This is a genomic window from Arthrobacter sp. CAL618, from assembly GCF_000468215.1.
In the GTDB taxonomy this organism is placed as follows: Bacteria; Actinomycetota; Actinomycetes; order Actinomycetales; family Micrococcaceae; genus Arthrobacter_D.
Map to the genome: position 1 here is coordinate 8,316 of NZ_ASZW01000044.1, position 26,860 is coordinate 35,175.

The following is a 26,860-nucleotide window of genomic DNA, read 5'->3' on the forward strand; positions in this document are numbered from 1 at the left end:
CCCGCCGAGCGCGTCGGTGGCCATTGCGACTGCCTTCTCCTGGTCATCGTGGAGGAGGGGCAGGAGGGCTTCAGCAAGCCGGGCTAGGTTCCATTCGGCCACTACCGGCTGGTTGGCGTACGCATACCGCCCGCTCTCGTCGATTGAGCTGTACACCGCCGCTGGGTTGAATTCATCCATAAAGGCGCAGGGCCCATAGTCGATGGTCTCGCCCGAGATGGTCATGTTATCGGTGTTCATGACGCCGTGAACAAACCCGACCAGCATCCACCGAGCCACCAGGGCCGCCTGCGCAGCCATTACCGCCTCGAACAGGGCGAGGTAGGGGTGCTCGGATTGAGCGGCTCCGGGATAGTGGCGGGCTAGCGCGTGATCGGCTAGGCGGCGGATCAGGCCGACGTCGCCGGTCGCCCGGGCAAACTGGAAGCTACCCACCCGCAGGTGGCTGCCAGCCACCCGGGCGAGAACGGCACCTGGCAGGAGGGTCTCGCGGCGTACCTGCCGTCCAGTGGCTACGACGGCGAGAGCCCGGGTGGTGGGGATACCCAAGGCATGCATGGACTCGCTGATGAGGTACTCGCGGAGCATCGGTCCTACGGCCGCCAATCCGTCGCCCCCACGGGCAAACGGTGTGCGCCCGGAACCTTTCAGATGGAGATCGTGTATCCCGCCCGCAGGATCGGTGATTTCACCGAGGAGAAGTGCCCGGCCATCACCGAGGCGGGGGGAGAATCCGCCGAACTGGTGGCCGGAATAGGCCTGGGCCACCGGGGTGGCACCCGGCGGCAGCAAAGTGCCGGTCAAAAGCCGCGAACCCTCGGCGGTCCGCAGCGACTCCGAATCGAGCCCCAGCTGGGCTGCGAGTGGGACGTTGAGGACCAGTAACCGGGGATCAGGCGCTTCGTCGGCCTGCCAGGGAACAGCCATTTCGCTCAGTTCCCGAGCGAAACGGTCGTCGAGGGTAACGGCTAGCTGCGGTGCGACACTCATCTAACGAGCGTACAGCGGGCACCGGGCGGGGTGCAGCCCGAATAAGTTTTCCACGCTAATCATCAGCCACTCTCCTGAACGCCTCCGCTTCTTCCGTTTCACGGTGTCGTCCCAGCCACCAGGCAATGGCGATGGTGAGCAGTGTCGACGCGAGAATTGGGAGGGCCCAACTGAGCCAGAAGAGGGTCGGGTCATACCCCAGCCCCGTGAACTGCACGACGATCCATCCCAGTAGCCCCGAGACCAGGGCAATCCCGGGAAGGACCAGGGGGTTGTATCGCTGATGTCGTCGGTCGGTGATCCGCACGGCGAAGCCGATCACCAGGGTCGCGGCAGCGACGGCGATCAGTGTCAGCATGGTCGCCCCCGCCCGCCCTCAAGACCCGTTTAGAGTGCCCCGAACCCTACCCGGCGCGACTCTTCGGCACCGATTTCAACGTAGCCGAGAACGTTCGAGGGGACGATCACGTGGCGGCCCTTGCTGTCGGCCAGCCGCAGTTCAGCCCCGCCGTTCATGGCCTTCGCGACAATGTCAGCAACCTCGTCGGCTGTCTGCTCGGATTCGAGAACGATTTCCCGATTGACGTTCTGGATACCAATTTTGATTTCCATGGCGGTTTCCTCCTGATGTTGCGGTAACTGGGTGGGTAAGTGCCCTCACTGGAACTTACTCTAGATTTCCTTGGGGAAGCGACTGATTCCGCGCCAAGCTAAACGGTAAATCAGCTCACTGGCAGCATCGATGTCCATGGTGCCGTCGGTCTCCAGCCAGTACCGTGCACTGACCTGCGCCATACCAGCAAGGCCGTGTCCCAGAAGGGTGGCTTCCAGATGGGACAGGTGGGTATCTTCAGCAATAACACCGGCGATGGCATCAGCGAACCGGGCGTTGAACTCCTCGAGCCGACCACTGACGTCGGGGTCGTTGAACAAGTCAGATTCAAACACCAGCCGGTGGGCCTGACTGTCCTGGGCGATGAACTGGAAATAGGCGCGCATGGTTGCGTGGACCCGCAGCTTGTTATCGCTGGTGGACTGTAGCGCCTCGACAAGCAGTGCGGTCAGCTCAGCCAAATGATTCTCCAGCAGTGCCAGATACAGCTCCCGTTTGCCCGGGAAGTGCTGGTACAACACCGGTTTGCTGACCTTGGCCACCTCGGCGATCTCGTCCATCGCGGCACCGTGGTACCCGTTGGCAACAAACACTTCGTGGGCAGCGTTCAACAACTGACGCCTCCGCTCGTCTCGCGGGAGGCGTGTGGCTTTGCCGCCGGTCGGTGCTTCTGCGCTCACGCTTGGTTTGGCCTTTGATCGTTGGGACGGGTTCACTCTGGGGCGATGGCCCGGGGGAGTAGCCACCAGTTTACCCGCGGGTAACCTCGGGATGGCACGGCTGGCCTCCGATAGTTCTACGGGCATACATTTGATGCATGAGCTCACCTGTAGCAGGGCTTGACCCCCTGGTTGCCCCGCATGCAGATCTATCGCGTGAGGAGACCGAACGGTATTCCCGCCACCTGATCATTCCCGGTTTTGGTCTGACCGCCCAGCAGCGGTTGAAGAACGCCCGGGTGCTGGTGATCGGGGCCGGCGGGCTGGGCTCCCCGGCGTTGCTGTATCTGGCGGCAGCGGGCGTGGGCACTATCGGGATTGTCGACGACGACGTCGTCGACGTTTCGAACCTGCAGCGGCAGATCATTCACGGGGTGTCGAACGTTGGGCAGCCGAAAGCACAGTCGGCTGCGGAGAGCATCGCGGAGCTGAACCCGCTGGTGACCGTCCAACAGCATGTGGTGCGCCTGGACAACAGCAACGCGTTGCAGATTTTCGCAGAATACGATCTGATCCTGGACGGAACTGACAATTTTGCGACCCGCTACCTGGTCAGCGACGCCGCGGAAATCCTCGGCAAGCCCTATGTGTGGGGGTCGATTCTGCGGTTCGACGGCCAGGTGAGTGTGTTCTGGGCTCAGCACGGTCCGAGCTACCGTGATCTTTACCCGGATGCCCCGCCGCCCGGCTCGGTGCCGTCCTGCGCCGAGGGTGGAGTTCTCGGCGTCCTCTGCGCGCAGATCGGTTCGGTGATGGTCAACGAAGCGATCAAACTCATCACCGGCACGGGGGTTTCCCTTTTGGGTCGGGTACTGATCTTCGACGCCCTGGAAATGACCTGGCGCGAGGTCCGGGTCCGCCGGGATCCAGACGCGGCCCCAGTAACCGAGCTGATCGACTATCAGGCGTTCTGCGGTCTGCCGACCGGGAAGGCACCCGGTGTGCCCTCAGTCAGCGTGGTCGAACTGGACAAGTTGCTGCGCGAACGCGGGAGTGGAAGCAGGGACTTCGACCTCATCGATGTCAGGGAACCGGGTGAATACGAGATTGTCAGCATCGACGGGGCCACCCTGATGCCCAGGAACTCAATCCTGTCCGGGGAGCGGGCGGTCAGCCGTGACAGGGACGTGTATGTGCATTGCAAGGCGGGCAGCCGGTCGGCTGACATCGTGCAGCACCTTCGCACGGCAGGACATTCCCGGGTCTACAACGTTGACGGCGGCATCCTCGAATGGGTCAAGCGGATCGAGCCCGACAAGCCGGTCTACTAGGCCCCCAGCCAGAAGTCAGGCGCCGTCGTCGAACACTTGTGCAGCTGTGGTGGATTTGCCCCGGAATGAACGGCGGAGGCGGTCCAGGGCGGTCGGGGATGCAGCGACTTGATCGCCCGAACGAAACTGCGAGCGTTACGCAGTGCCCGTCGCTGGCGGATCCTGCCGCACCGGGCAGCTGGCCTCAGCCGACTGGTCGGCAGGCGCCTCAAGGTCAATACCGTAGAGGGCTTCAAGGGCGGCCGCATAATCCTGCTGTCGTCCTTCGGCTGCCAGTTCCCGGGCGCGCACGGTTGGAACGTGGAGCAGTTGGCGGACCATCCTGCGGAGCGCGAACTCCACTTCCTCGGCGGCGGCCGTGCAGCCGTGTTGCGCCCTGACTTTCTGCATCTCAGATTCGAGTACCTGCTGGGTGTGCTTCCGCAAGGCAACGATAGCGGTGTCCATGGCCCGTGAGTTCTGCCGGTCCTGGAAAGAGCGGGCTGCTTCGGCCACGAGGGAACTTGCCTGGCTGAGCGCTGCCGCCTGCTCGCTCGGCGCTGCGAGCCGGACCGACTCGAGGGTAATCAGTTCGACGTCGTCAAGGGAGCCCACCGCCGGGTCGAAGTCGTGGCTGAGGGCCAGGTCGACGACGATGAGCTGCTTGTCGACGCTGGCGCGAACACGCTCGACGTCGGCGGCCTCCACCCGGTTGTCGCTGCCGCTGCAACCCACCACAATATCGGCGGTAGCCAGTGCTGCCGGAAGGTCATCGGCGGTGAGGGCTACGCCACCGCGGGTGGATACGAAAGCCTCGGAGCGCCCGGAGGAGGAAAACACTGAGATGTCAGTGCAGCCCTTTTCCTTCAGCAGGGCCATCGTTGCACCGGCGTACGCCCCGGTCCCAAACACCACCACTGACTTGTCGGTGAATTCGCGGGTCAGCGACAGATCGGCGGCAAGCTCCAACGCCACTGAAACGATTGACCGGCCCTGGCTGCCCAGAGCCGTCTGCGCCCCGACGTCCTTGGCGGTGCGAGAGGCTTCCTGGAACAGCCGGACGAGAGGGCCACTGGTGGTGCCGTTGGCCTGAGATTCGATCAGGGCCCGGCGGACCTGCCCGGCGATCTCGCGTTCGCCAACCACAGCTGAGTCAAGGCCTGCTCCGACGGCAAACAGGTGGCGGGCCACGTCTTCACCGGTGCGTGTGGTGAACGCCGAGGATACCCAGCTTTCCGGCAACCCGGACAGTCCGCTGATGCGGGTGATGACTGCAGAGCGTGCAGCCTCGACGTCGTCTGCGGAGGCGGCATCACAGTAAATTTCGAGGCGGTTGCAGGTGGCCAGGGTGACCGCCCCTGAGACGGCGGGCCCGTCAGCGAGCACGGCGGATGCGACTTGGTCGGCGCCGACACTTAGTCGGGCGACGGTTTCCAAGTCCACATCGGAATGGGTTGCAACCAGAGATAGTAAAACCACAGCTCACTCAGCATAGCGAAACGTGCTTCCAAGGCATGAATAGGTTTGCCTAAGTTCGGCGTCTTTTCGCCCGTTCCGGCGATCCTCGGCGGGGTGAGGTTCGCCACCCGGCCAGCGCTTTTGCCCGGCCCCCGGAGAGGGGCAAGCCCCGCTGGTGTCCGGTGGGTTAACCGAAACCGCCCGAACTTGGCACAATCGAGATATGACTCTAAGTGCAACACACCCCCTGGTAGATGGCCGGACTTCCTCCTCGCCGCTGATCTCGGCCTACCGCGGTGAGCGTCCCAGCAGGCGTCCGGTGTGGTTCATGCGCCAGGCCGGTCGGTCCCTGCCCGAATATCGGGCACTGCGGCAGGGGACGGCGATGCTCGATTCGTGCCTCGATCCGGCGATGGCCTCTGAAATTACCCTCCAGCCGGTTCGCAGGCACGACGTCGACGCCGCCATTTTCTTCTCCGATATCGTCATCCCGCTCAAGTTGGCCGGCGTAGACGTCGATATTGTGCCAGGGGTCGGACCGGTGCTCGGTACACCAGTCCGCACCGCCGCGGATGTTGCAGCGCTTCCGGAACTGACCGATGAAGCGCTCGAACCTATCCGGCAGGCAGTCGCCCTGACCGTCGCTGAGCTCGGAAGCACCCCGCTCATCGGGTTCGCTGGCGCCCCCTTCACCCTCGCCGCCTACATGGTTGAGGGCAAACCGTCCCGGGATCACCTCGGCCCACGGACCATGATGCATGCCGATCCGGAAACCTGGGGTGCGCTGACACGCTGGGCTGCCGACGCTTCGGGGAAGTTCCTGAAGGCCCAGCTGGAGGCTGGGGCGAGTGCCGCCCAGCTTTTCGACTCGTGGGCAGGCTCACTGGGCCTGGCCGATTATCAGGCGCACGTCGCCCCGGCGTCCGGACGGGCGCTGGACTTTGTGCGAGGCCTCGGAGCGCCTCTGATTCACTTCGGAACCGGTACTTCGGAACTCCTGGTGGCAATGCATGATGTTGGTGTCGATGTGGTCGGAGTTGACTACCGGCTGCCCCTCGACGAAGCCAATCGTCGGCTCGGTGGCGCAGTTCCCCTGCAGGGCAACATTGACCCGGCGCTGCTCTCAGCTCCGTGGGAGGTCCTCGAGGCCCACGTGCTCGACGTGCTGAAGGCGGGTTCGGCCGCCCCCGGCCATGTCGTCAACCTCGGCCACGGCGTGCCACCTGAAACCGACCCGGCGGTCCTGACAAGGATTGTTCAACTCATCCATTCGGTGGAACCGTAACCATGCCGCACCGTAGCAGTGCCCCACGCGTAACGCCGGGTAAACCCGTCGTTGTTGTTGGGGGCGGGATGGCCGGATTGATCGTGGCCCGCGAGCTGTTGGCCCGCGGTCTGACCGTGACGGTCCTCGAACGGTCATCAGCCTTCGGCGGCTGCGTGGCCGACCACGAGGTGGCGGGCTTAAGGCTTGACAGCGGAGCTGAATCGTATTCCACCCGTTCGGACACTGTGCCCGCCCTGGCACGTCAGCTTGGCCTGGCCGACCGCCTCGTCATCCCTAACCCGGCGGGAGCGTGGATCAGGTTCCCCGGCAAAGACCCCCAGCACAGTGCCATGCCCCTGCCTCGTAGCGGCATCCTCGGTATTCCCGCGGATGTACTCGACCCCGAGATCGTGCGGGCCATCGGCAGGGCTGGGGCGTTGCGGGCATCACTGGACAAGGTGCTCCCGCTGGGCAGCCTGTACAAAGACGAGGGAATCAGCCTGGGCGAGGTGGTGCGCGCCCGGATGGGCATCGACGTCCTCACCCGCCTGGTTGCGCCGGTTGTTGGCGGAGTGTTCTCGGCTGATCCCGATGACCTTGACGTTGATTCCGTGGCGCCCGGACTTCGCAAAATGATGAAGCACCACGGATCGCTCGGTGCGGCAGTGGGCGCCATGCGCGCTGCAGCGCCCGNCCGCCGGCTCGGCCGTCGGGGGCCTGAGCGGGGGCATGGCCCAACTCACAGCTGCGTTGACCGACGAACTTCGTGCTGGCGGAGCCGATCTCAGGCCGGACAGTGAGGCGCTCTCAATCGCCCGGTCGGGAACGGGCTGGACGGTAACCACCGCCAGCGGCCCCATTGCAGCCGAGGCGCTGGTGATGGCGGTGGACGGGCCAGGCGCCGTCGACCTTCTCGGTGATGCACTGCCAAGGCTGCGGGAGGACCGTCCCCAGGCGGTTCCGGGGGTGGCTTTGGTGACCCTCGTCGTCGACGTTCCGGAACTCGATGCCCACCCGCGGGGGACCGGGGTCCTGGTAGCAGCCGGGGCTGAGGGCGTCAGCGCCAAAGCGCTCACCCACGCCACCGCGAAATGGTCCTGGCTCGCGGATCAGGCGGGGCCGGGCAGCCACGTGCTCAGGCTTTCCTACGGGCGGGCAGGTCAGCTCGGCGATGAACTGGCCGACGACACCGCGCTCTACGGGGCAGCGCTCGCCGACGCCTCAGCGCTCCTCGAGACCACCATTGATGAAGCTGACGTGGTGGGATGGAAAGTGGTCCGCTGGAACGGTGCCCTGCCCCACGCTTCGGTAGGTCACCGTGACCTGGTGGCACGGGTTCGTGCCGCCGCGGCCTCGGAACGCCACCTGGAAATCACTGGTGCGTGGCTCGCTGGAACAGGTCTGGTCGCCGTCATCGACGACGCCAGGGTGAGAGCCAAAGCCCTCGCTGATCGGTTGGCCCCGCAGGCCAGCGACCCAACTGGTCTGTGATCTTCGCGACTTTCTACGCGCAGTAGAACCTCAGATTTCGGTTTGCTCCTCACTGAGGGGCAGACTAGTACCATGAGTGAGCAAACCCGCACGGAGCACACGCAAAATCCTTCAACAGCCACCGCCGACGACGCCGCGGCTGAGCTGTTCTTCACCCTGTGGACGGTGTTCAAACGCAGCGCTGTGACACAGGGCTCCGCCACCGGCTCCCTTGAGCAGGTCATCGAGTCCCTCGACGCCGACGGGGTGACGCTGCGCGGCTTCTACGACGTCTCCGGAATGCGCGAAGACGCCGATGTGATGGTCTGGTTGCATGGCTCCCAGCCCGAAGCACTGCAGGCCGCCGTCCGGAAGATCCGTCGGACCACCGAATTCGCAACGGCCGAGATTGTCTGGTCCGCCATGGGCGTTCACCGGGCCGCTGAATTCTCGAAGAGCCACTCCCCGGCGTTCTCACGCGGCGTGGCACCGGCCGAATGGGTCTGTGTCTACCCGTTTGTCCGCTCCTATGACTGGTACATCCTCCCGTCGGAAGAGCGCCGCGAGATGCTGTACGACCACGGCTTGAAGGGCCGTGACTACCCTCAGGTCCTCTCCAACACCGTCTCCTCCTTCGCCCTCGGCGACTGGGAGTGGATCCTCGCCCTTGAGGCACCCGACCTGGTCGACCTGGTCGACCTGATGCGCCACCTCCGCGAAACCGAGGCCAGGCGGCACGTGCGCGACGAAATTCCCTTTTACACCGGACGGCGGATCGATACCGCCGGGATTGCAGAGGTGCTCCGATGACCGCTCAGGCCTTTCACCCGCTCGACGGCGTGGACGACAACGGGCGGATGGCGCCCAAAAACTACGACGCCATTGTGCTCGCCTCCTTCGGCGGACCCGAGGGTCAGGAAGATGTCATTCCCTTCCTCCGGAACGTCACCCGTGGCCGCGGCATCCCCGACGAACGCCTCGAGGAGGTCTCCCACCACTACCGCGCCAACGGCGGCATCAGCCCCATCAACGCCCAGAACCGTGCGCTGAAGGCGGCAATGGAAGCCGAACTGGCCAACCGGGGCATCGATCTACCGGTGTTCTGGGGCAACCGCAACTGGGCGCCGTTCATCGCGGACACCCTGCAGGAGGCGTACGACGCCGGACACCGCCGCGTGCTCACCGTCACCACGAGCGCCTACTCCTGTTACTCGAGTTGCCGCCAGTACCGGGAAGACCTGGGGATGGCCCTGGTTGAGACCGGCCTCGAAGGCAAGCTTGAGGTAGACAAGGTCAGGCAATACTTCGACCACCCCGGTTTCGTCGAGCCGTTCGTCGAGGGTGTGACCAACGGTCTTTCAGCGCTGCGCCAGAAGCTGACCGACAGCGGTGAAACCGACGCCCCAATCCATATCCTGTTCGCCACCCACTCGATCCCCACCGGCGACGCCGAGGCCGCAGGGCCGCGGGTCAACGGTGAGGCCGACGGCGGGCCCGCCTACGCCGAGGGTGCCTACGTCGCCCAGCACCTGGCCACAGCCCAGGCTGTGCTCGACCGGGTGCCGGAATCCGCCGGCGTCGACTGGTCGCTTGTCTACCAATCACGGTCGGGCGCCCCGCACGTGCCCTGGCTGGAGCCCGACATCAACGATGCGATCAAGGATCTCGCCGCGGCGGGCACCAAGGGCGTCGTCATCGTTCCGCTCGGATTTGTCAGCGACCACATGGAAGTGAAATGGGACCTCGACACCGAGGCCCTTGAGACCTGCGCCGATCTGGGCGTCCTCGCCGAGCGGGTCCCCACCCCGGGAACCCACGACAAGTTTGTCGCGGGCCTGATCGACCTGGTCTGCGAACGCACGGTGGACAACAACATCGCCGACCGGCCATCCGCCACGAACCTGGGACCCTGGTTCGATGTCTGCCGGCCCAACTGCTGCGCCAACCGCAGGGGCCCCAAGCCCACTGTCGCCGCGGCGGACTCGACTGTCGGACTACCGGGGACGGCACCCGCCTCGTGACCGGGCCCCTGCGGGTGGGCACCCGCGCCAGTGCGTTGGCGCTCACCCAGACCACCACGGTTGCCGAGCGGATCGGCTCGCTCAGCGGCGCAGTCCACGAGCTGGTCCGGATCCGCACCGAGGGTGACGTGCATAAGGGTTCACTCACCCAGATCGGGGGAACCGGCGTGTTTGTTGCGGCGCTGCGCGATGCCCTTCTGGATGACCGCTGCGACCTTGCCGTGCACTCGCTCAAGGACCTTCCAACGGTCCCCGCCGAGGGATTGAACGTCGCAGCCATTCCCGAACGGGCTGACACCCGTGATGCGCTTTGCGCCAGGGATGGGCTTACCTTGGCCACCCTCCCCGACGGTGCAACGGTGGGCACGGGTTCCCCGCGCCGGGCCGCCCAGCTGCGTGCTGCACGGCCCGGACTGGAGGTCATCGACATCAGGGGCAACGTTGACACCCGCCTTGCCAGGGTTGCCGGGCTGAGCGAGTCGGGCCCGGGTGACCTCGACGCCGTGGTGCTCGCTGCCGCCGGGTTGTTCCGGTTGGGGCGCGAAAGCGTCATTACCGAGCTCATCGACCCGGCAGTGATGCTGCCTGCACCCGGACAGGGCGCACTGGCAGTCGAATGCCGGACCGGTGACGCCGTCGACTCACCCTTCGCTGCAGCCCTCAAGGACTACGACCACACCACCACCCGGCTTGCAGTCACCGCCGAGCGGGCGGTCCTGCGCCGTCTCGAAGCAGGGTGCAGTGCCCCCATCGGGGCCCTCGCCACGGTGACCGGCGAAGTCCTTACACTGCAGGCTGTGGTGTGCAGCCTTAACGGATCCCAACTGCTCCGGCTGGCTCGTTCCGGCGGGGACCTCTCAGTCGATGGCGCGGATGCGCTGGGCGTGGGACTTGCCGAGGATCTGCTGGCCGCTGGTGCCGCGAGCATTGCTCCGCTCACCGCCCAATGACCCCAGCCCCAACTTCCGGTAATCACCCGCTGGAGGGTGTCCGCGTGGTGTTGCTGCGAGGTGCTGAGCACGCCGTCCGGACGGTGGGGGAGCTGCACTCGCGCGGGGCCGCAGTGCAACTGCTGCCCCTGATTGACTTCGAGACTCCCGAAGACTCAGCATTGCTCGAGGCTGCCCTGGATGAGCTGGCCGGCGGAGCGTTTAGCTGGCTCGTGGCGACCAGCAGCACCACGGTTCGGGCGCTGAAACAGCAGTTGGCTCGCCGTGGACTTGCGCTTGGCTCAGCGGTCCCGTCCGGCACACGCATCGCGGCGGTGGGGGAGGCGACCGCCGGGGCGCTGTTCGCCGAAGGTCTGAGGGCTGACCTGGTGCCTGAACGGACCGGTCATGAGAGTTCGGCCGTCGGACTGGCCGCCGCCTTCAGTGGGCTGGCACCCAAGGGTCGAATCCTCCTCCCGCAAGCCGACATTGCAGCCGACACCCTTGAGCGCCTACTCAGCGGTCAGGGCTGGGACCTGGTGCAAATCACCGCGTACCGTACCGTGTCCTACCCGGCGGACCCGTCGCGTCGGATCACCGCCAGTGTGGGACCTGGCGGACCCGCTGAACACGATGGAACTGGAGCCAGCGGACCGGAAGCCCCGGATAGGTGCCCCGAGCTGCCCGAACTGGACCCAGCCGGTTTTTGGACAGCTGTCGCAGCTGGCGCTATCGATGCCGTGGTGTTCACTTCCCCCAGCACCGTCCGCAGGTTGAACGAACGGACCACTCACTCACCCGCCGAAGGCTTTCCGGCCGGACTCGCCGCCGTCATGATCGGTGCCAGCACTGCTGCTGAAGCGCAACGGTGCGGTATCCCCATCGCCGCGGTAGCAGCCGACCCGACGCCCGCGGGGATCGCCGATGCGATCGCAGCCGCGATGCAGGACCACCCCGAACGTGAAAAGCTGACTGCAAGAGAAGAGGAGCACCCATGAGTTTCCCCCAACACCGACCACGCCGGCTGCGGACCACTCCGGCGCTGAGGCGCCTGACCGCCGAGCACCGACTGAGCCCCGCCGAACTGGTGCTGCCAGCGTTCATCCGCGAGGGGCTCACCAGCCCGCACCCCATTTCCTCGATGCCCGGAGTGGTCCAGCACAGCACCGAGTCGCTGAAGCGTGCAGCCGCGGAGGCGGTCCAGTTGGGTGTCGGCGGGATCATGCTCTTTGGTATCCCCGCCCAGCGCGATGCGACGGGCAGCGCAGGGCTTGACCCGGACGGCGTCCTGAACCGGGCGATCGCTGACGTTCGGGCTGAGGTGGGAGACGACCTGGTGGTCATGAGCGATGTCTGCCTCGACGAATTCACCGACCATGGGCACTGTGGCGTGCTCGCGTCCGACGGAACGGTCGACAACGATGCGACGCTCGCGGTGTATGCCGAAATGGCTGTCGCCCAGGCCAACGCCGGGGCGCACGTTCTCGGTCCGTCAGGCATGATGGACGGTCAAGTGGCAGTCATCCGTCAGGCGCTTGAGGAGGCAGGGCATCAGGAAACTGCCGTTCTGGCCTACGCCGCCAAATACGCGTCAGCCTTTTACGGCCCGTTCCGTGAGGCAGTCGATTCGCAGCTCAAGGGCGACCGGCGAACCTACCAAATGGACGCAGCAAACCGCCGCGAAGCACTCCTGGAGGTCGAACTGGACCTCGAGGAAGGCGCAGACATGGTGATGGTCAAACCAGCAATGAGCTACCTCGACATCCTCGCTGATGTTGCGGCGCTGTCTCCTGTGCCGGTGGGCGCCTACCAGATCTCGGGGGAGTACGCCATGATCGAGGCCGCCGCTGCGAATGGTTGGATCGACCGTCGTCGGGCTATCGAAGAATCAGTTCTCGGCATCAAACGCGCCGGGGCGAACATCATCCTGACCTACTGGGCCGCCGAACTTGCCGGCTGGCTAAAGGAGTAAACCATGACCGTTTCAGAAGAATTGTTCACACGGGCGCAAACCCTCATGCCGGGCGGGGTCAACTCTCCGGTCCGGGCTTTCGGATCGGTCGGTGGCACCCCCCGCTTCCTGGTCTCGGCCAAAGGCCCCCACGTCACCGACGCCGACGGTCGCGAGTATGTCGACCTGGTATGTTCCTGGGGTCCGGCTCTGCTCGGACACGGCCACCCGGCCGTGCTGGACGCGGTGCACCGTGCGGCGGACAACGGCCTGTCCTTTGGCGCGTCGACCCCGGCCGAGGCTGACCTGGCTCAACTGGTGAAGGATCGGGTGCCAGCGGTGGAACGGCTGCGGATGGTGTCCACGGGTACCGAGGCGACGATGACGGCGGTCCGCCTGGCCCGCGGGTTCACCGGCCGCAACCTGATCGTGAAGTTTGCTGGCTGCTACCACGGTCATCTGGATTCCCTCCTGGCAGCAGCCGGGTCCGGTGTGGCGACCCTCGCGCTCCCCGGCTCGGCCGGGGTCACCGCCGCGACCGCAGCGGAAACCCTGGTGCTGCCCTACAACGACCTGGCAGCCGTCGAAGCAGCTTTCGCCGACCACGGGGATTCAATCGCCGCTGTCATTACCGAGGCCGCACCAGCCAATATGGGAGTAGTGACACCGGGGCCGGGCTTCAATGCGGGCCTGTCCCGGATCACCGCCGCCCACGGCGCGCTGCTCATTGTCGACGAGGTTCTCACGGGCTTCAGGGTGGGGCCGGGTGGATACTGGGGCCTCACCGGAGGCGCCGCCGGCGCCGAGGAAGCATGGACCCCCGATCTGCTGACCTTCGGGAAGGTGATCGGAGGCGGGCTCCCCGCAGCAGCCCTCGGCGGTCGCGAGGACGTCATGAATTACCTGGCTCCCCTGGGACCCGTGTACCAGGCGGGCACCCTGTCCGGGAACCCGCTGGCAATGGCCGCCGGGGTTGCCCAGTTGAGCCATGCAACCGCTGATGTCTACCAGCAGATCGACTCGAACTCCCTGGCACTGTCAGCCGCGCTCTCCACCGAACTGGATCGCGCCGGCGTCGACCATTCCATCCAGCGGGCAGGGAACCTGTTCAGCGTGGCCTTCGGGACGTCGGCGGGCGGCGTCCACAACTACGCCGACGCGCTGGCCCAGGACTCCTACCGCTACGCCCCGTTCTTCCATTCAATGCTGGAGTCGGGTGTCTATCTGCCGCCGTCCGTCTTTGAGGCGTGGTTCCTGTCCTCCGCGCACGACGACGCAGCCATGAACCGGATCTACGACGCGTTGCCTGCTGCTGCGGCTGCCGCAGCAGGAGCGACGCCCGTAAGCTGACGCCCGTCGGCTGACGCCTGTCGGCTGACACCCAGGCACAAACAAGGGAACCCCGCACGGAAACGAAAGCCGTTTCTGTGCGGGGTTCCCTGGTGTGGGCTAGGACGCGGGAGCGACGTCTCCGCTGGGCCACTGTTCCTCGATGTAGGCCTTGACCTCGGGGGAGTGCAACAGCTCCTCGAGCTTCGCGATCCGTGCATCACCGTCCGAAGCGGTGTTCCAGGCCAGGAAATTGGCGTAGGGATTGCCATCAAGCGATTCAACGACGAGGGCATCAGCGGTGCTGAGACCCGCGTCGAGAATGTAGTTGCCATTGATGATGGCCAGGTCAACGCTGGGGTCCTGGAGATCGTTGAGCAGCAGTTCGGGCTGGTTCTCGATGAACTCCAGGCCCATCGGGTTCTGCTCGTCGGAGAGCGCAAGTACTGAGGCGTCCTCGGCAATGCCCTCAAGAATCCCGGCATCCTGCAACAGCGTCAGTGCGCGGGCCTGATTGGAGGGGTCGTTGGTGATGGCGATGCGTCCGCCCTCGGGGATGTCCGAGACGTCCTCATGCTGCTCGGAGAAGGCAGCATACGGCTCGATGTGGACGCCCTCGCCGTGGGCGAAGTCGTACCCCTGGCCTTCGACCTGGCTGTTGAAATACGGCAGGTGCTGGAAGTAGTTGGCGTCCAGGTCACCGTCGCTGAGCGCGATATTCGGGGTGGTGTAATCGTCGAACTCAGTGATCTCGAGGTCGAGTCCCGCTTCCTCGGCGAGATTCTCGTCGACGAACTCAAGGATCCGGGCGTGGGGCTGCGGGCTCGCCCCAACGGTGATGGTTTGCGGGTTGGCGGGATCCAGAGAGGAGACGACCTCGGTGTCGGCTGAACCGCCACAGGCGCTCAGCATGAGGGTAGCAGCGACGCCGGTAGCAGCGAGGGTGAGTAACTTACGCAATAGAACAGGTTTCCTTTCAAGGGGCGTACAAAAGTAGGTGCAGGCAGTGAGTGTTGGGAACGGCGACGGCGTCAGCTGCCGACCACCTGGACCGCAGCCTTGCGACGCAGCCGTTTACCGCTCCCGGCCGTCGCTGCCGAGCGGTGATCCACCCGGCGCGCAGCCCAGTCCCCGGCGAGCTGAATGGCCTGCACGATGAGGACGATGATGATGATTACCACCACCATGACGGTGGTGTCGAACCGTTGAAGGCCGTAGTTGTAGGCGAGTCGGCCGAGACCACCGCCGCCGATGATGCCCGCCATCGCCGAGTAGCCGACCAGGGTGACCAGCGTCGTCGTGAACGCGGCAATCAGACCCGGGAGCGCCTCACGGAGGAGCACCTTGGTCACCACCTGCATTCGGGTGGAACCCATCACGAGAGCAGCGTCGATCTTGCCTGAACTGACGTCGCGGAGGGAGGTTTCGACCAGTCGGGCGAAGAACGGGATGGCGCCGATGCTTAGTGATACCGATGCCGCAACCGGTCCGATCGAGGTGCCGGTCAGGAGCCGGGCGAGCGGGATCAGTGACACCATCAGGATGGCGAACGGAATGGAACGGGTGATATTGACGACGACGCCGCTGATCACCTTGTTGGTCAGGGGCATCGGCCGCAACCCGTCGGGGGCGCTGGCGGAAAGAAACACGCCCAACGGCAACCCCACCAGAAGGGTGAAGAAGCCCGAGATGCCGATCATCTGCATCGTTGCTGCGAATTCTTCGGGCAGGGCACGGGTGATGCCTGGGTTAGTGAAGAGCTGATCAAAAAAATCCATCATGCCACCTTTGCCGCGACGCCCTGGGACTGCAGGTACTGCAGCATTTCTTCGACTGGCGCCAGCTCACTCACTTCGATTCGTAGCCGGCCGAAGCGGCTGTCGGCGAGATTTTCGACGCTGCCAGCCAGAACATTGATGCTCAGATCGAACCGTCGGCCCAGATCGGACAGGACCGGCCCTGACGCGACATCCCCCGCTAGGAGCAGTTCGAGCGCTGGCATTCTTCCTGGCCGATGGGCTGGTAGCGGCAGCAGCGCCCGTGACAGTTTTCCGTCGAGCTGGGCCGCCACGTCCTGCAGCCTGCCATGTTCCACCACCCGGCCATCCTCCAGCAGCGATACCGAATCGCAGATGCGCTTCACGACGTTCATCTCATGGGTGATGATCAGCACCGTCAAGCCCAGCGTGTCAGTGAGGTTATGGATCAGATCCAGGATGTCGTCAGTGGTGGTTGGATCGAGTGCCGAGGTGGGCTCGTCGCAGAGCAGCACGTCGGGATCGGAGGCGAGCGCCCGGGCAATACCCACCCGCTGCTTCTGGCCACCGGATAACTGCGACGGGTAGGCATCGGCGAAGCCAGCCAATCCCACCAGATCCAGGAGACGTGCCACCGTGGATGAGATATCTGCCTTGGGGGTCTTCACCAGTTCCAGGGGGTGCGCCACATTCTGGGCAGCCGTGCGGGAATCCATCAGGTTGGCGTGCTGGAAGACCATTCCAATTCGACGGCGCGCAGTGCGGATCTCTGAATCCTTGACAGCGGTCAGTTCACGACCGTCAATGGTGACCGACCCGGAGGTGGGGCGGTCCAGCAGGGTCAGGCACCGCACGAGGGTCGACTTTCCCGCACCGGAATGACCGATGATGCCGTGGATCGACCCGCGGGGCACGGTCAGGCTCACCCCGTCAAGGGCGGTAATGGTGCGGCTGCCCTGCTGGTAGGTCTTACGCAGGTCGGAAACTGTGATCATGGGCCCTCATGGTTGCTGGCGACGGCCGGATGATCGGGTGTATCACGGCCGGAGGGCGAATCGATCGACGCCCAAGCTATCATCACACGCATGAAAGAAGTGACTGAACTTTAGTGCCCTGAATCACTCATCGGGCGCCGTCTGGGGCATCCCCGCCTCCAGATCGAAGAATCTTCGGAAAAATGGACTCGCGGCGGCGTTCCCGTGATGTCCCTAGGAGGCGATAGCGGGCCAGCGCCCTTCAACGACTGCCGCCGGATCCTCGCGGCGGAGGTATTCCTGGAAGCTCGCGGCCTGCCGGGCCGCCCACACCACCTGCGATGCATGAAGTACTCCTGCAGGACGTTGCAGATGCGGGAAGCGTTCGGCAAGGACCGCCGCGACCTGCAAGGTTGCCAGCACATCCGCGGCCGACGTGTGGGCGTTTTCAAACGCCACCCCATAGTGTTCAGACATAGCTGTCAGGGTCCGTTTTCCACGGCGGAAACGATCAGCCTGCTTGTCCATGATGTACGGGTCGAGGACCGGGAACGGATGGGGTACGGGTACCGCATGCCGGGCACCTTCACTGGCCAGCACAGTGAAGTCGTAGCGTGCGTTGAAAGCCAGGACGGGAATTCCCGCTGTGAACAGACGATTCAGGACTGCGGCGATTTCCTGCACTACCCGGGCCACCGGTTGGCCCTCGGCACGGGCCCGCTCGGTGCTGACCCCATGGATTGCTGCAGCCTCCAGGGGGATCTCAACACCGGGGTCGGCCAACCACTCATGTTGCTCAAGCGCTGAGCCATCCGCGTCCACCAGCACTATCGACGCGGTGACAATCCGGGCCGCCAGCGGGTCGCGTCCAGTGGTCTCGAGGTCAAAGGCCGCTCGTGGGTGGTGATGCCAGCTATCCATGCCTTTGACGCTATCCTCCAGCACCGACATTTCGGGTGAGGTGGGTCCGGTTAGGCTGGAATTCATGAATGATGAATTCGCCGAGGCGGTGTACGAGATAGCAGGAATGATTCCTGGCGGTTCAGTCCTTTCCTATGGCGACATCTCCGAGCTGCTGGAGTGCGCTGGCCCCCGGCAGGTCGGTGCCGCAATGTCCCGGTGCGGCGACGGTACGCCGTGGTGGCGGGTGGTCCGCGCCAGCGGCCTTCCTCCGCTCGGCCACAGCGCAGAGGCTTTACCCCGTTATGTGGCTGAGGGGACCCCGCTGCGAACCAGCGGGGATACCCGATCCCAGACCCGGGCGGAGCCGGGGTACACGATCGAGATGGCTGCGGCCCGATGGAACCCAGCCGAAACCGAACGGGGTGCAATCGAGGTGACCCGTTCCGCACTGGCCGGGGGTTCGGAGCCGATCCCTAAAACGTCAGACCCCCATGATTGGCTGAAACCATGAACGCTAGACCACGATTGGTAACAGCAGGAGATGCGCGGGCCGGGCAACCGTCAGCCACGGCGCCGGTCCTTAGCCCTGAACAGGCAGAAATCGTTGCTCTTGGCGCCGGTAGCGGACCGGTGCTGGTGTTGGGCGGCCCAGGGACCGGCAAGTCAACCGTGCTGGTCGAAGCGGCGGTGCGGCGGATCGATCAGGACGGGCTGGATCCGGCCTCAGTCCTGATGCTGGCGCCGTCCCGCCTGAGCGCAGCACGGCTTCGTGACGCGTTGACCTCCCGCCTGAACCGCAGCCTAAGCGCAGCACCAGCACGGACCTGGGCGTCTTATGCCTTTGACCTGATCCGCAGGGCGCGAATTGAGGGACGGATCCCCGAGCTGATTCGCAGCCCCCGTCTCCTCTCCGGCGCGGAACAGGACCTAATCATCAAGGAGCTCCTGGACGGTCACAACCGTCCCGGGGCGACACCGCTGGGGTGGCCGGAGGGTTTGACCCTCGCCCTTCCCACCAGAGGGTTCAGGCAAGAGGTGCGGGAGCTTTTCGACCGGGTCAGCGAGTACGGAATGCATCCGGATGAACTGGCTGACCTGGGGCGTCGTTTCAACCGTCCAGACTGGACAGCGGGCGCCCAGCTGTACCAGGAGTACCGTGACATCCTGGATCTGCGGATGCCCGAGGCATTCGACCCGGCGGGCGTGCTTACCGCGGCCCGGAACCTGCTGGAGGTCGACGCGGAGCTGCTGGCACAGGAGCGATCCCGGCTGCAGCTCATTCTCGTAGACGACTACCAGGAGTCGAACGCGGCTGTCCATGCCCTGTTCACCCTGCTGGGCAGGGACAGCGACGTCCTCGTGGCGTCGTGCCCGGACACCGTCGTCCACGGTTTCAGGGGCGCCCGGCCTGAGCTGACCGGCAGACTGGCACAGGACCTCACGGGGAACACCAAGCTGCTGACGGTTGCGCTCAGGACCTCCCACCGGCTAACCGGGCCGTTGGCGGAGGCATGGCAAAACGTCGCCTCGCGCATCTCGGTCGTCGGCGGTGCGGGCGCGTACAGAACGCTGGAGCCTGCACCGCAGGGCCCAACAATTCTCAATGAGGTGGGGTTGGTCTCCGCGCATCTGGTGGATTCCTCATTCCACGAGCTGCGGTATGTGGCACAACGGATCCTTGAGGCACAACTCTTCGCGGGACGGAGTCTCGGCGACATTGCAGTGATCGTGAGGACCGGGGCCCAACTGGCCGAGTTTCAGCGTTATCTGACCGGACAGGGGATTGCGGTCAACGTTCCGGCAGCGGAGCGGGCCATTCGTGACGAACCAGCGGTGAAGCCGTTACTGGACATTTTTGGGGTCGTCCTGGGCCAGGTGACCCTGGATGCGGCGTTAGCCGTGTCCTTACTATCATCACGGGTGGGCGGCGCGGGGACACTTGAGCTCCGCCGGTTGCGGCAGAGCCTTCGCCAGACGGAAGTGGCGGCCGGCCGGGGGAGGACCAGCGACGAGTTGCTGGTTGAGGCACTCACCGACCCCTCGCTGATTGGCCCAGGGATGCAGGGCGGTAAAGCGGCACGAAGGGTCGCGCGAATGATCTCAGCCGGAACGTCAGCTCTTGAGGCGGAGGGAGCGAACCCCGAGACGGTGTTGTGGGCGCTGTGGGAGGCCTCAGGGTGGTCAACTCAATGGGCCGACTCAGCGGTTGCCGAGGGAGCGTCCGCTGCCCACGCGGACCGCGACCTCGACGCAGTAGTGGCCCTGTTCCAGACGGCCGAACGGTTCGTCGACCAGGTGCCCGGGGCGGCGCCGGCCCGGTTCCTCGAGTACCTGACCAGCCAGGAACTGCCAATGGACACGTTGGCGCCGCGCGCCCAGAACCAGGAATCCGTGGCGCTGCTCACCCCCGCCAGCGCTTCCGGTCGGGAATGGCCGGTGGTGATCGTGGCAGGTATCCAGGAGGGGACCTGGCCCAATCTGCGGCTCAGAGGGGAATTGCTCGGTTCAGGCGAACTCACCGCGCTGATGGATTACGGAGCGGATTTTCGCCGGCACCGCGACCCGTTGATCCTGATGCAGGAGATCCGCTTCGACGAGCTTCGCAGCTTCTCGGTCGCCGTATCCCGGGCCACCGAAGAATTGATTTGCTGTGCCGTGGCATCCGATGAGGCACAGCCCTCACCGTTCCTGGACCTGGTGGATCCGTTGCCCCCCGGTCAATTGGAACGGTCCCGGACCGAGGTGCAACGCCCGCTGACGCTGCGCGCGCTCGTGGCTGAACTGAGGAAGTATGCCCAGCAAGCGACCGCATACCCTGAACTCTCTCGGGAAGCGACCCACCATCTGGGCGCTATGGTCAACCATTCTCCTACGGTGCCGGGAGCCCACCCCCGTGAGTGGTGGGGCCTCCAGGAGCTCTCCTCCAGCGCACCGGTGGTGCCCGGCGACCAGCCCATCCCGGTGTCTCCTTCCAAGGTTGATGCTGTCCTGAAATCACCGTTGAACTGGTTCGTATCGGCGGTCGGCGGTGAGCCGACGATGGACTTCGCGCGGTCTCTGGGAACGCTGGTGCACAGCATTGCCCAGGACTTCCCGGATGCCACCGGTAGTCAATACGTTGAGGAGTTGCAGCGCCGTTGGCCTTCCCTCGGGATGAAGGAGAACTGGGAGGGGAGGATCGATTTTCAGCGTGCCGAACAGATGGTGCGGAAGCTCGCTGGCTACGTGATTGCGATGCGGCAGGCAGGTCGGTCACTGGTCGGTACTGAGGTCGATTTCGAAGTGGACCTGGAGGTGGCAATCGGGGATGCCCCGCGCGTCGCGAGATTGAGGGGGCAGATCGACCGGCTGGAAATCGATGCTGAGGGCAGGCTGGTCATAGTCGACCTGAAAACCGGCAAGTCCTCGCCCTCGCTGGCGGATCTGGACCGGCACCCGCAGTTGGCCTCCTACCAGGTCGCCGTGAATGAGGGGGCACTCTCTGCTGGGCAGGTCGCAGGATCGGGTGGGGCCGCCCTGGTCCAGCTGGGAACCACCCGCAAGGAAGCGGGAGTCCAGCAGCAACCCGCCCTGGCGGCCGATGATGGGTGGGCCCGGGAAATGATCGAGGAAGCAGCACGTCTCATGTCGTCAGCGCAGTTCGATACGGTGCATGATCCGAAGCGATCAGGCCACGGTGGGTCAGGTTGTCGACTGCCCGAAATCTGTCCGCTGTGCCAAGAGGGACGGCAGGTGACCGAATGAGCAGCGCAGCAGCCCCGGTCGCAACTGGTGGAGTGCCCGCCAATCGGGTGGCCCAGCGGTTTTCTGCCAGAGAACTCGCTGAACTACTGCACCGTGATCCCACTTCACCAGTGCAGTACCCCACACCAGATCAGGTCACCATTATTGAAGCGCCGCTCGAACCGCTGCTCGTCATTGCGGGCGCCGGATCAGGTAAGACCAAGACCATGGCTGACCGGGTGGTTTGGTTGGTAGCCAACGCACTGGTCCGGCCGGAGCAGATCCTGGGTGTAACTTTCACCAAAAAAGCAGCCGGAGAGTTGTCCACCCGGATCCGGCAGCAATTGTCGGCACTGTACCCAGCGTTGGACGCCGCCGGATATGAAGGCACCGACGAGGACCGGCTAGACCCGAGCGTGTCGACCTATCACTCGTACGCCAACTCGATTGTCCAGGACTATGGATTGCGCATCGGGGTGGAGCGGGACTCGGTGCTGCTCGGTGCTGCACAGGCCTGGCAACTGGCCAGTTCCGTGGTGGAAGCGTATGAGGGGGAGTGGGAGCATTTCAGTGCCGCGAAGTCCACCCTGGTCAAGGCGGTCCTCACCATGGCCGGGGAATGCGCTGAACATCTGGTGACACCGGCCGAAGTGAGGGCGGTGCTGAGGGAACACATCTCGGCCGTCGGTGAGCTGGAATACGCGGCGGGCACAACGCGCCGCCCGGCACAGGCTGTTGCCAGGCTGCTGGACAAACTGCGAACCCGGGTGACCGTCACCGAACTGGTCGAACACTATTCAGATGCCAAACACACCCGTCGGCAGCTGGACTTCGGTGATCTGGTTGCTCTCGCAGCAAGGATTGTCAGCGACATCCCCGAGGCGGTGGAAATGGAGCGCCAGAAATTCCGGGTAGTCCTGCTGGACGAATTTCAGGACACCTCGTTTGCGCAGATGGTGTTGTTCTCGAAGCTCTTCGGCGACGGCCGGGCGGTGACCGCTGTGGGGGACCCCCACCAGTCGATCTATGGTTTCCGCGGAGCTTCGGCCGGTCAACTGGGAACGTTCCGCACCACGTTCCCCCTCACCGCCGACGACGGGTTACGCCCTTCATTGGTCGCCAACCTTTCGGTCGCCTGGCGCAACGGCACCAGTATTCTCGCGGCAGCCAACGCTGTTGCCTCCGAACTCAATCGTCAACCCAGCTGGCTGCGCAGCTCTACCCTGTTCGTCCCTCCGCTGGAACCGAAACCCCGGGCAGGAGTGGGGGAGGTGTATCTGGGTAGGTACCTGTGCGAAGCATCGGTACAGCTGGACGGCGAAACGGTTACGGGTGAGGCCGCTGCCCTGGCGGACCAGGTGGAGCACCATCGACGGCGAGGTTTTGAGGTCGGTGCCGAGGGCCGGGCGCTCAAACCGACCGTCGCAGTCCTATGCCGTGGGCGGCGGCAGTTTGAACCCATCCGTCAGGAACTGGCGAAGCGTGGCATTCCGGTGCAGATTGTGGGACTTGGGGGCTTGCTCCGCACACCCGAAATCGTTGAACTGCTCGCAGTGCTGCGGGTGCTCGGCGACCCGGATCGATCCGATTCCCTGCTGCGATTGCTTTCGAGCGCCCGCTGGCGGATCGGCGCGGCAGACATCATGGCCCTGGGTGACTGGTCCAGGCAACTGGCCCGACGTAGGCTCTGGTCCACGCCCGCCACCGAACCGGCCGACGACGTCGGAGCCGGAGCCGGGCAGGAGGCCGACACGGTGCTGCCCGACACTGTCGAACTGGGCAGTCTGGTCGAGGCAGTTGACCATCTCCCACCGGCAGATTGGGTCTCAAACAGCGGACGCGAGCTGAGCGGTGAAGGACGAATCCGGCTCATTCGTCTCCGCGACGAATTGCGGGTGCTCAGGGACTTCGTCGGGGACGATCTCACCACCCTGATCAACGAAGTGGAACGTCGCATCCTGCTCGACATCGAGGTGGCAGCCAAACCGCGGGTGGGGATCCATGAGGCACGGCGCAACCTTGACGCTTTCGTGGACGCCGTCGCCGGATTCAGCTCGACGGCGGAACGCGTGGACCTGGCCGCGTTCCTGGCCTGGCTTGAGGCAGCAGATGCCGAAGAGGATGGGTTGCCGGTCACCGCACTCGAGACCAACCGGGATGCTGTGCAGCTCCTCACCGTGCACGCCGCGAAAGGACTGGAATGGGACATCGTCATTGTCCCGGGGCTCAACGAGGGTGCTTTCCCCAGCGGATCCGACTCGCGCTGGAGCAGCGGTGACTCGGCTATTCCATGGAATCTCAGGGGAGACGCGGGAGAACTGCCGCACTGGGACTGGGACCAGGAGGATCAGGTTTCGTGGATTGCCAGCGAGAAGGAGTTCACCGCGGAGGCACGCTACCACGCCGAGCGGGAGGAACGCCGGCTTGCCTACGTCGCGTTCACCCGGGCCAAACACGTGTTGGTCTGCACGTCTTCGGCCTGGGGTGGCGGCCGGACCAAACCCACCCCGGTGTCCACCTACCTCACTGAGCTGCTCGACCTGGCCGAACACCACCAGCCGGGCTTCGCTGTGCTGCAATGGCTGACCCAGGAGGAGGAAGGAGACAACAACCCGGCCAACGCGGCGGAAACCCGTGCCGCCTGGCCAACAGACCCGCTCCACACGCGTCGTCCGGAAATGGAGACCGCAGCGGCTGCGGTCCTGACAGCGGCAGCCGCGGCATCCGATTCGTCGGAAACCAACGCGGGAACTGGGCCGGCTGGCGCTGGCGGGCGGTGGTCCGAGGAGACACGACTGGCTCTGGCCCGGCATTCCCGGGCAACCGGCAGTTCAGAAGTCGAACTCCCGGCGCACATCTCGGCGTCCCTCCTGGTGGAGCTATCCGATGATCCTGCTGCGGTGGCCCGTCAACTTCGGCGGCCGGTGCCGCGGCGTCCCGGAATGGCAGCCCGGCGTGGCACAGCCTTCCACACCTGGATTGAGGAGTACTACGGGACCAGCGGCATGCTGGACCTCGGTGAAACCCCGGGTGCCGATTCCCATATCGACGATGCCCTGGACCTCGACAGAATGATCGCTACCTTCAGGCAGTCAGCCTGGGCCCACCGCCTGCCGGTGGAACTTGAGGTCCCCATCGAAACGAAGGTGGGTACGCTCGTGGTTAGGGGACGTATCGACGCGGTCTTCCGGCACGACGACGGAACGTGGGAACTGGTCGACTGGAAGACTGGCACCCCGCCATCGCGGGAGAAACTAACGGTGCGGTCGGTGCAACTCGCTGTCTACCGGTTGGCTTGGGCGCGGTTGAAGGGAGTTCCGCTGGAGTCGGTTCAAGCGGCGTTTTATTACGCCAGCACCGATACGGTGATTCGACCACATGATCTGGCTAGCGAGGCAGGACTCGAAGACATCATTATCAGGGCGACGTCCCTGCACCAGGACTAGGTTGCCAGCGCTTACTGCCGACTGCCGCGGAAGATCAGCTGGACTTGATGATCGGCAGCGACGACGTTTCAGTGTCGTCGGCCGGAACCGGTGAGACTGAAAACGGGCGAGGATTCTCGGTGGTGTTGGCCGACTCGCTGCCCGCGTCGCGATCAGTATCCGGCGACTCAGCACCAGTGCCAGTGCCAGGATCGCCGTCGTCGAAGCCCGAAGTGTCGCCGCCGTCGTCCTCAATAGTTTCCCCAGCCACCGAATGGTCGTCGATCGGTAGGGCGGGTTCCGCGACCTCGCCGTCGGCACCGTTGTTGTCCAGACCGTTGTTGTCGGCACTGTCAGTGTCGGCACCGTTAGTGTCGGCGATCGTGGTGTCGGGCTGGTGCTGTGACTGCTGTGCCCGGTAGGCGGCGGCAGCTGCTTCCTCGGCCTGCAGGTCCCGGTCAAGGGTTGACATCATGTCCTCGGCCTCGGTGATCATCTCGGAGTTGTTCATCGCCACGCCCCGCACCAACCACTGCGCCAAGGCGAATTCTGCGGCGAGAGCGGCACGTCGCATCAGGTGCGGGTCAGCGGCTTCGCCACGAGNGAGCCGCGACGTAGGCGTTGTGGACGGCGTCGGCGAATCCTGGGTTGCTGGCTGCCAGCAGCCAGGCAAAGTCGTCGGCTGGATCGCCCACTCGCAGGTCGGTCCAACCGGTTACCGCGCTGACACGACCGGCCGAGATCAGCAGATTGTCTTCGTGAAGGTCCCCGTGGACCACTGTCGCGTGGAACCGCCAGAGCGTGACATCCTCGAGCGCGTGTTCCCACCGTCGCAGTAGATGCGCAGGTATTCTGCCGGTGGTGGCGGCCTGGTCCAGCTCGTTCAGCTTCCGTTGCCGGAACTCGTTTGCCTCGTAGCTGGGCAGATCGGCGTTATGAACCAGCAGCGGGGGCAGATCGTGGATCGCGGCGAGCATCCGCCCGAGTTCCTTGACCAGCTCATTCCCCCCACCGGCCAGGTCGTCCAGCTCGCGGACGGAACCTTCGAGATGCGCGTACACGAAGGTACACAGTTCGCCCTGCCGCAGTGTCCCCGCGATGTGGGGGACCAGGAACGGCAGCTCCGCCCTGATCGCGGGTGTGAATGCCTTCAACGCCTGCAGTTCAGTCTCGAGCCTCATTGACGCGTCGGGGTGTTTAGGGGACCGTACCCGCCACTGTTTCCCGGAGTCGTCGACTAGCAGCGCCGATTCGAAATCCGCGGCATCGTCGGGGATGCCTGCCACCCCGGTAGGGGTAAGCCCGGGTACGGCGGCGCTGGCAATCGCCGCGAGTTCCATGGGTGTCCGTTTCACATCCTCAACGGTAGGGCTGTCCTTCCCAGAAAGAGCCGTTGCCGGTCGGCGAGTCGTCAGAAGCTGCCACCGCGGTCAGCAAAAGTGGTACTGAAATGTGTTTTGGGGGACCGAGAACGTACCGTAGAACCATGAGCGAAACCCTCCGGATTCCCACCCTTCCGTCCTTCGGAGCGCTACCGCTGGCGCGGGTGGCGCTGGACCGTGGAGGGGCGCTGCGTTCAAGTCCCTTGCTGCTCGATGAGCTGTGGGGTGCTCCCACCACGCGTGTGATGTTCATCGCCCAGGGGAAATCCCCAGTTGTTGACGGGAACCTCCTGTTCGTGGATTCGGCGACCGTTAGCCGTCCGGAAACCTTGGTCTACCTGGGGCGAACCCTCGCCGACGATCCCGATCACGGCGGCATTCCGACCGGTACCCACATTCTGCTCGCAGTGCTGGAATCCATGGACAACGAAATTTTTGACGGCACGAGCTGGCTGGGCCTCCGAGAGGTGGCGCTGGCTCTCTCCGGCCGGGACGCGGGCATCTTCGTTCAGGCCGCGTCGATTGCGAACTGGCATGCGAAGCACACCCACTGCCCCCGTTGTGGGGCGTTGACAGAGGTTGTTGAAGGTGGCTGGGTGCGGCGCTGTCCAGCCGATGAGTCGAGCCACTACCCCAGGACCGACCCGGCCATCATCGTCGCAGTGGTGGACGACGCCGATCGGCTGCTCCTGGGATCGG

At 64.8% G+C, this 26,860-nt stretch carries 25 protein-coding genes (1 of these 25 running past the window's edge); 14 read left to right on the top strand and 11 right to left on the bottom strand.

The window, feature by feature from the left end:
- The 4 genes in view from K728_RS0102465 to K728_RS0102480 are tightly spaced (at most 60 nt apart) and all read right to left on the bottom strand, a layout consistent with a single transcriptional unit that may run on beyond the window.
- Nucleotides 1-990, bottom strand: the 5' portion of a protein-coding gene (locus K728_RS0102465; protein WP_024475737.1) for a protein adenylyltransferase SelO. The gene continues 477 nt to the left of window position 1, outside the view; 990 of the gene's 1,467 nt are visible here — the first part of the coding sequence; it begins with the start codon at nt 988-990; the stop codon falls past the left edge of the window.
- Nucleotides 991-1,045: 55 nt separating this feature from the next.
- A complete protein-coding gene (locus tag K728_RS0102470; protein ID WP_019481662.1) occupies nt 1,046-1,348 on the bottom strand; it encodes a hypothetical protein in 303 nt (100 codons plus the stop codon).
- A gap of 29 nt (nt 1,349-1,377) precedes the next feature.
- On the bottom strand, nt 1,378-1,602 hold the full coding sequence (locus tag K728_RS0102475) for a DUF3107 domain-containing protein (protein ID WP_019481663.1): 225 nt from the start codon (nt 1,600-1,602) through the stop codon (nt 1,378-1,380).
- 60 nt (nt 1,603-1,662) lie between these two features.
- Entirely contained in the window at nt 1,663-2,283 is a 621-nt protein-coding gene (locus tag K728_RS0102480; protein WP_237715215.1) for a TetR/AcrR family transcriptional regulator, read from the bottom strand.
- A 137-nt stretch (nt 2,284-2,420) separates the two neighbouring features.
- Between K728_RS0102480 and moeB the strand changes: the two genes are divergently transcribed.
- Nucleotides 2,421-3,593 carry a molybdopterin-synthase adenylyltransferase MoeB gene (gene moeB / locus K728_RS0102485; RefSeq protein WP_019481665.1) on the top strand — a complete coding sequence of 391 codons (1,173 nt, stop codon included), beginning with the start codon at nt 2,421-2,423 and terminating at the stop codon, nt 3,591-3,593.
- Nucleotides 3,594-3,728: 135 nt separating this feature from the next.
- On the opposite strand, the gene K728_RS0102490 is transcribed toward moeB, so the two are convergent.
- Nucleotides 3,729-5,051 carry a glutamyl-tRNA reductase gene (locus K728_RS0102490; protein ID WP_019481666.1) on the bottom strand — a complete coding sequence of 441 codons (1,323 nt, stop codon included), beginning with the start codon at nt 5,049-5,051 and terminating at the stop codon, nt 3,729-3,731.
- A gap of 202 nt (nt 5,052-5,253) precedes the next feature.
- Between K728_RS0102490 and hemE the strand changes: the two genes are divergently transcribed.
- The 9 genes from hemE (at nt 5,254) to hemL (ending at nt 14,018) form a co-directional block, all read left to right on the top strand.
- Entirely contained in the window at nt 5,254-6,315 is a 1,062-nt protein-coding gene (gene hemE / locus K728_RS0102495; RefSeq protein WP_026040926.1) for a uroporphyrinogen decarboxylase, read from the top strand.
- 68 nt (nt 6,316-6,383) lie between these two features.
- A complete protein-coding gene (locus tag K728_RS22645) occupies nt 6,384-7,097 on the top strand; it encodes a protoporphyrinogen/coproporphyrinogen oxidase (protein ID WP_443110905.1) in 714 nt (237 codons plus the stop codon).
- Entirely contained in the window at nt 7,027-7,788 is a 762-nt protein-coding gene (locus tag K728_RS22650; protein WP_337587481.1) for a protoporphyrinogen/coproporphyrinogen oxidase, read from the top strand. The genes K728_RS22645 and K728_RS22650 overlap by 71 nt, the downstream gene beginning before the upstream one ends.
- A 72-nt stretch (nt 7,789-7,860) precedes the next feature.
- Nucleotides 7,861-8,577 (top strand): hydrogen peroxide-dependent heme synthase, encoded by a 717-nt coding sequence (gene hemQ / locus K728_RS0102505; protein WP_019481669.1) that lies wholly within the window; start codon nt 7,861-7,863, stop codon nt 8,575-8,577.
- Nucleotides 8,574-9,788, top strand: a complete 1,215-nt coding sequence (locus K728_RS0102510) for a ferrochelatase (RefSeq protein ID WP_019481670.1) — start codon at nt 8,574-8,576, stop codon at nt 9,786-9,788. Before hemQ ends, K728_RS0102510 begins: the two co-directional genes overlap by 4 nt.
- Nucleotides 9,785-10,738 (top strand): hydroxymethylbilane synthase, encoded by a 954-nt coding sequence (gene hemC, locus K728_RS0102515; protein ID WP_019481671.1) that lies wholly within the window; start codon nt 9,785-9,787, stop codon nt 10,736-10,738. The genes K728_RS0102510 and hemC overlap by 4 nt, the downstream gene beginning before the upstream one ends.
- 44 nt (nt 10,739-10,782) lie before the next feature.
- Entirely contained in the window at nt 10,783-11,715 is a 933-nt protein-coding gene (locus K728_RS0102520; protein WP_019481672.1) for a uroporphyrinogen-III synthase, read from the top strand.
- A complete protein-coding gene (gene hemB / locus K728_RS0102525) occupies nt 11,712-12,689 on the top strand; it encodes a porphobilinogen synthase (protein ID WP_019481673.1) in 978 nt (325 codons plus the stop codon). Before K728_RS0102520 ends, hemB begins: the two co-directional genes overlap by 4 nt.
- A 3-nt stretch (nt 12,690-12,692) precedes the next feature.
- Nucleotides 12,693-14,018, top strand: coding sequence for a glutamate-1-semialdehyde 2,1-aminomutase (gene hemL, locus K728_RS0102530; RefSeq protein ID WP_024475740.1), 1,326 nt, complete (start codon nt 12,693-12,695; stop codon nt 14,016-14,018).
- A 99-nt stretch (nt 14,019-14,117) separates the two neighbouring features.
- Here the strand turns inward: hemL and K728_RS0102535 are convergent, their stop codons facing one another.
- The 4 genes from K728_RS0102535 to K728_RS0102550 all read right to left on the bottom strand — a co-directional run bounded on the left by K728_RS0102535 (nt 14,118) and on the right by K728_RS0102550 (nt 17,649).
- Nucleotides 14,118-14,957, bottom strand: a complete 840-nt coding sequence (locus K728_RS0102535; protein ID WP_019481675.1) for a MetQ/NlpA family ABC transporter substrate-binding protein — start codon at nt 14,955-14,957, stop codon at nt 14,118-14,120.
- 71 nt (nt 14,958-15,028) lie between these two features.
- Nucleotides 15,029-15,775 carry a methionine ABC transporter permease gene (locus K728_RS0102540; RefSeq protein ID WP_019481676.1) on the bottom strand — a complete coding sequence of 249 codons (747 nt, stop codon included), beginning with the start codon at nt 15,773-15,775 and terminating at the stop codon, nt 15,029-15,031.
- Nucleotides 15,775-16,749, bottom strand: coding sequence for a methionine ABC transporter ATP-binding protein (locus K728_RS0102545; RefSeq protein WP_019481677.1), 975 nt, complete (start codon nt 16,747-16,749; stop codon nt 15,775-15,777). Before K728_RS0102545 ends, K728_RS0102540 begins: the two co-directional genes overlap by 1 nt.
- Before the next feature lie 213 nt (nt 16,750-16,962).
- Nucleotides 16,963-17,649, bottom strand: a complete 687-nt coding sequence (locus tag K728_RS0102550; RefSeq protein WP_024475741.1) for a 3'-5' exonuclease — start codon at nt 17,647-17,649, stop codon at nt 16,963-16,965.
- 64 nt (nt 17,650-17,713) lie between these two features.
- On the opposite strand from K728_RS0102550, the gene K728_RS20370 reads away from it, so the two are divergent.
- The 3 genes from K728_RS20370 to K728_RS0102565 are packed head-to-tail and all read left to right on the top strand — an operon-like array spanning nt 17,714 to nt 24,800.
- Nucleotides 17,714-18,142, top strand: coding sequence for an MGMT family protein (locus K728_RS20370; protein ID WP_024475742.1), 429 nt, complete (start codon nt 17,714-17,716; stop codon nt 18,140-18,142).
- Nucleotides 18,139-21,375, top strand: a complete 3,237-nt coding sequence (locus K728_RS0102560) for an ATP-dependent helicase (RefSeq protein WP_035746870.1) — start codon at nt 18,139-18,141, stop codon at nt 21,373-21,375. Before K728_RS20370 ends, K728_RS0102560 begins: the two co-directional genes overlap by 4 nt.
- Nucleotides 21,372-24,800, top strand: a complete 3,429-nt coding sequence (locus tag K728_RS0102565; RefSeq protein ID WP_024475744.1) for an ATP-dependent helicase — start codon at nt 21,372-21,374, stop codon at nt 24,798-24,800. Before K728_RS0102560 ends, K728_RS0102565 begins: the two co-directional genes overlap by 4 nt.
- Before the next feature lie 34 nt (nt 24,801-24,834).
- Here K728_RS0102565 and K728_RS22655 read toward each other — a convergent pair whose 3' ends face one another.
- Complete coding sequence (locus K728_RS22655) at nt 24,835-25,353, bottom strand: hypothetical protein (RefSeq protein WP_337587482.1); 519 nt, start codon at nt 25,351-25,353, stop codon at nt 24,835-24,837.
- A gap of 10 nt (nt 25,354-25,363) precedes the next feature.
- Nucleotides 25,364-26,119, bottom strand: coding sequence for a macrolide 2'-phosphotransferase (locus K728_RS22660; protein WP_443110907.1), 756 nt, complete (start codon nt 26,117-26,119; stop codon nt 25,364-25,366).
- A 146-nt stretch (nt 26,120-26,265) separates the two neighbouring features.
- Here K728_RS22660 and K728_RS22980 point away from each other — a divergent pair.
- The coding region (locus tag K728_RS22980) for an NADH pyrophosphatase zinc ribbon domain-containing protein (protein WP_443110906.1) at nt 26,266-26,860 on the top strand (595 nt) is incomplete at its 3' end.

Excerpts from the sequence above, each read along its gene's own strand:
- K728_RS0102470 (WP_019481662.1), bottom strand. The coding sequence starts at position 1,348 with ATGCTGACACTGATCGCCGTCGCTGCCGCGACCCTGGTGATCGGCTTC.
- K728_RS0102475 (WP_019481663.1), bottom strand. The coding sequence starts at position 1,602 with ATGGAAATCAAAATTGGTATCCAGAACGTCAATCGGGAAATCGTTCTC.
- moeB (WP_019481665.1), top strand. The coding sequence starts at position 2,421 with ATGAGCTCACCTGTAGCAGGGCTTGACCCCCTGGTTGCCCCGCATGCA.
- hemE (WP_026040926.1), top strand. The coding sequence starts at position 5,254 with ATGACTCTAAGTGCAACACACCCCCTGGTAGATGGCCGGACTTCCTCC.
- K728_RS22650 (WP_337587481.1), top strand. The coding sequence starts at position 7,027 with ATGGCCCAACTCACAGCTGCGTTGACCGACGAACTTCGTGCTGGCGGA.
- hemQ (WP_019481669.1), top strand. The coding sequence starts at position 7,861 with ATGAGTGAGCAAACCCGCACGGAGCACACGCAAAATCCTTCAACAGCC.
- K728_RS0102510 (WP_019481670.1), top strand. The coding sequence starts at position 8,574 with ATGACCGCTCAGGCCTTTCACCCGCTCGACGGCGTGGACGACAACGGG.
- hemB (WP_019481673.1), top strand. The coding sequence starts at position 11,712 with ATGAGTTTCCCCCAACACCGACCACGCCGGCTGCGGACCACTCCGGCG.
- hemL (WP_024475740.1), top strand. The coding sequence starts at position 12,693 with ATGACCGTTTCAGAAGAATTGTTCACACGGGCGCAAACCCTCATGCCG.
- K728_RS0102540 (WP_019481676.1), bottom strand. The coding sequence starts at position 15,775 with ATGGATTTTTTTGATCAGCTCTTCACTAACCCAGGCATCACCCGTGCC.
- K728_RS0102545 (WP_019481677.1), bottom strand. The coding sequence starts at position 16,749 with ATGATCACAGTTTCCGACCTGCGTAAGACCTACCAGCAGGGCAGCCGC.
- K728_RS0102550 (WP_024475741.1), bottom strand. The coding sequence starts at position 17,649 with ATGGATAGCTGGCATCACCACCCACGAGCGGCCTTTGACCTCGAGACC.
- K728_RS20370 (WP_024475742.1), top strand. The coding sequence starts at position 17,714 with ATGAATGATGAATTCGCCGAGGCGGTGTACGAGATAGCAGGAATGATT.
- K728_RS0102560 (WP_035746870.1), top strand. The coding sequence starts at position 18,139 with ATGAACGCTAGACCACGATTGGTAACAGCAGGAGATGCGCGGGCCGGG.
- K728_RS0102565 (WP_024475744.1), top strand. The coding sequence starts at position 21,372 with ATGAGCAGCGCAGCAGCCCCGGTCGCAACTGGTGGAGTGCCCGCCAAT.
- K728_RS22655 (WP_337587482.1), bottom strand. The coding sequence starts at position 25,353 with ATGCGACGTGCCGCTCTCGCCGCAGAATTCGCCTTGGCGCAGTGGTTG.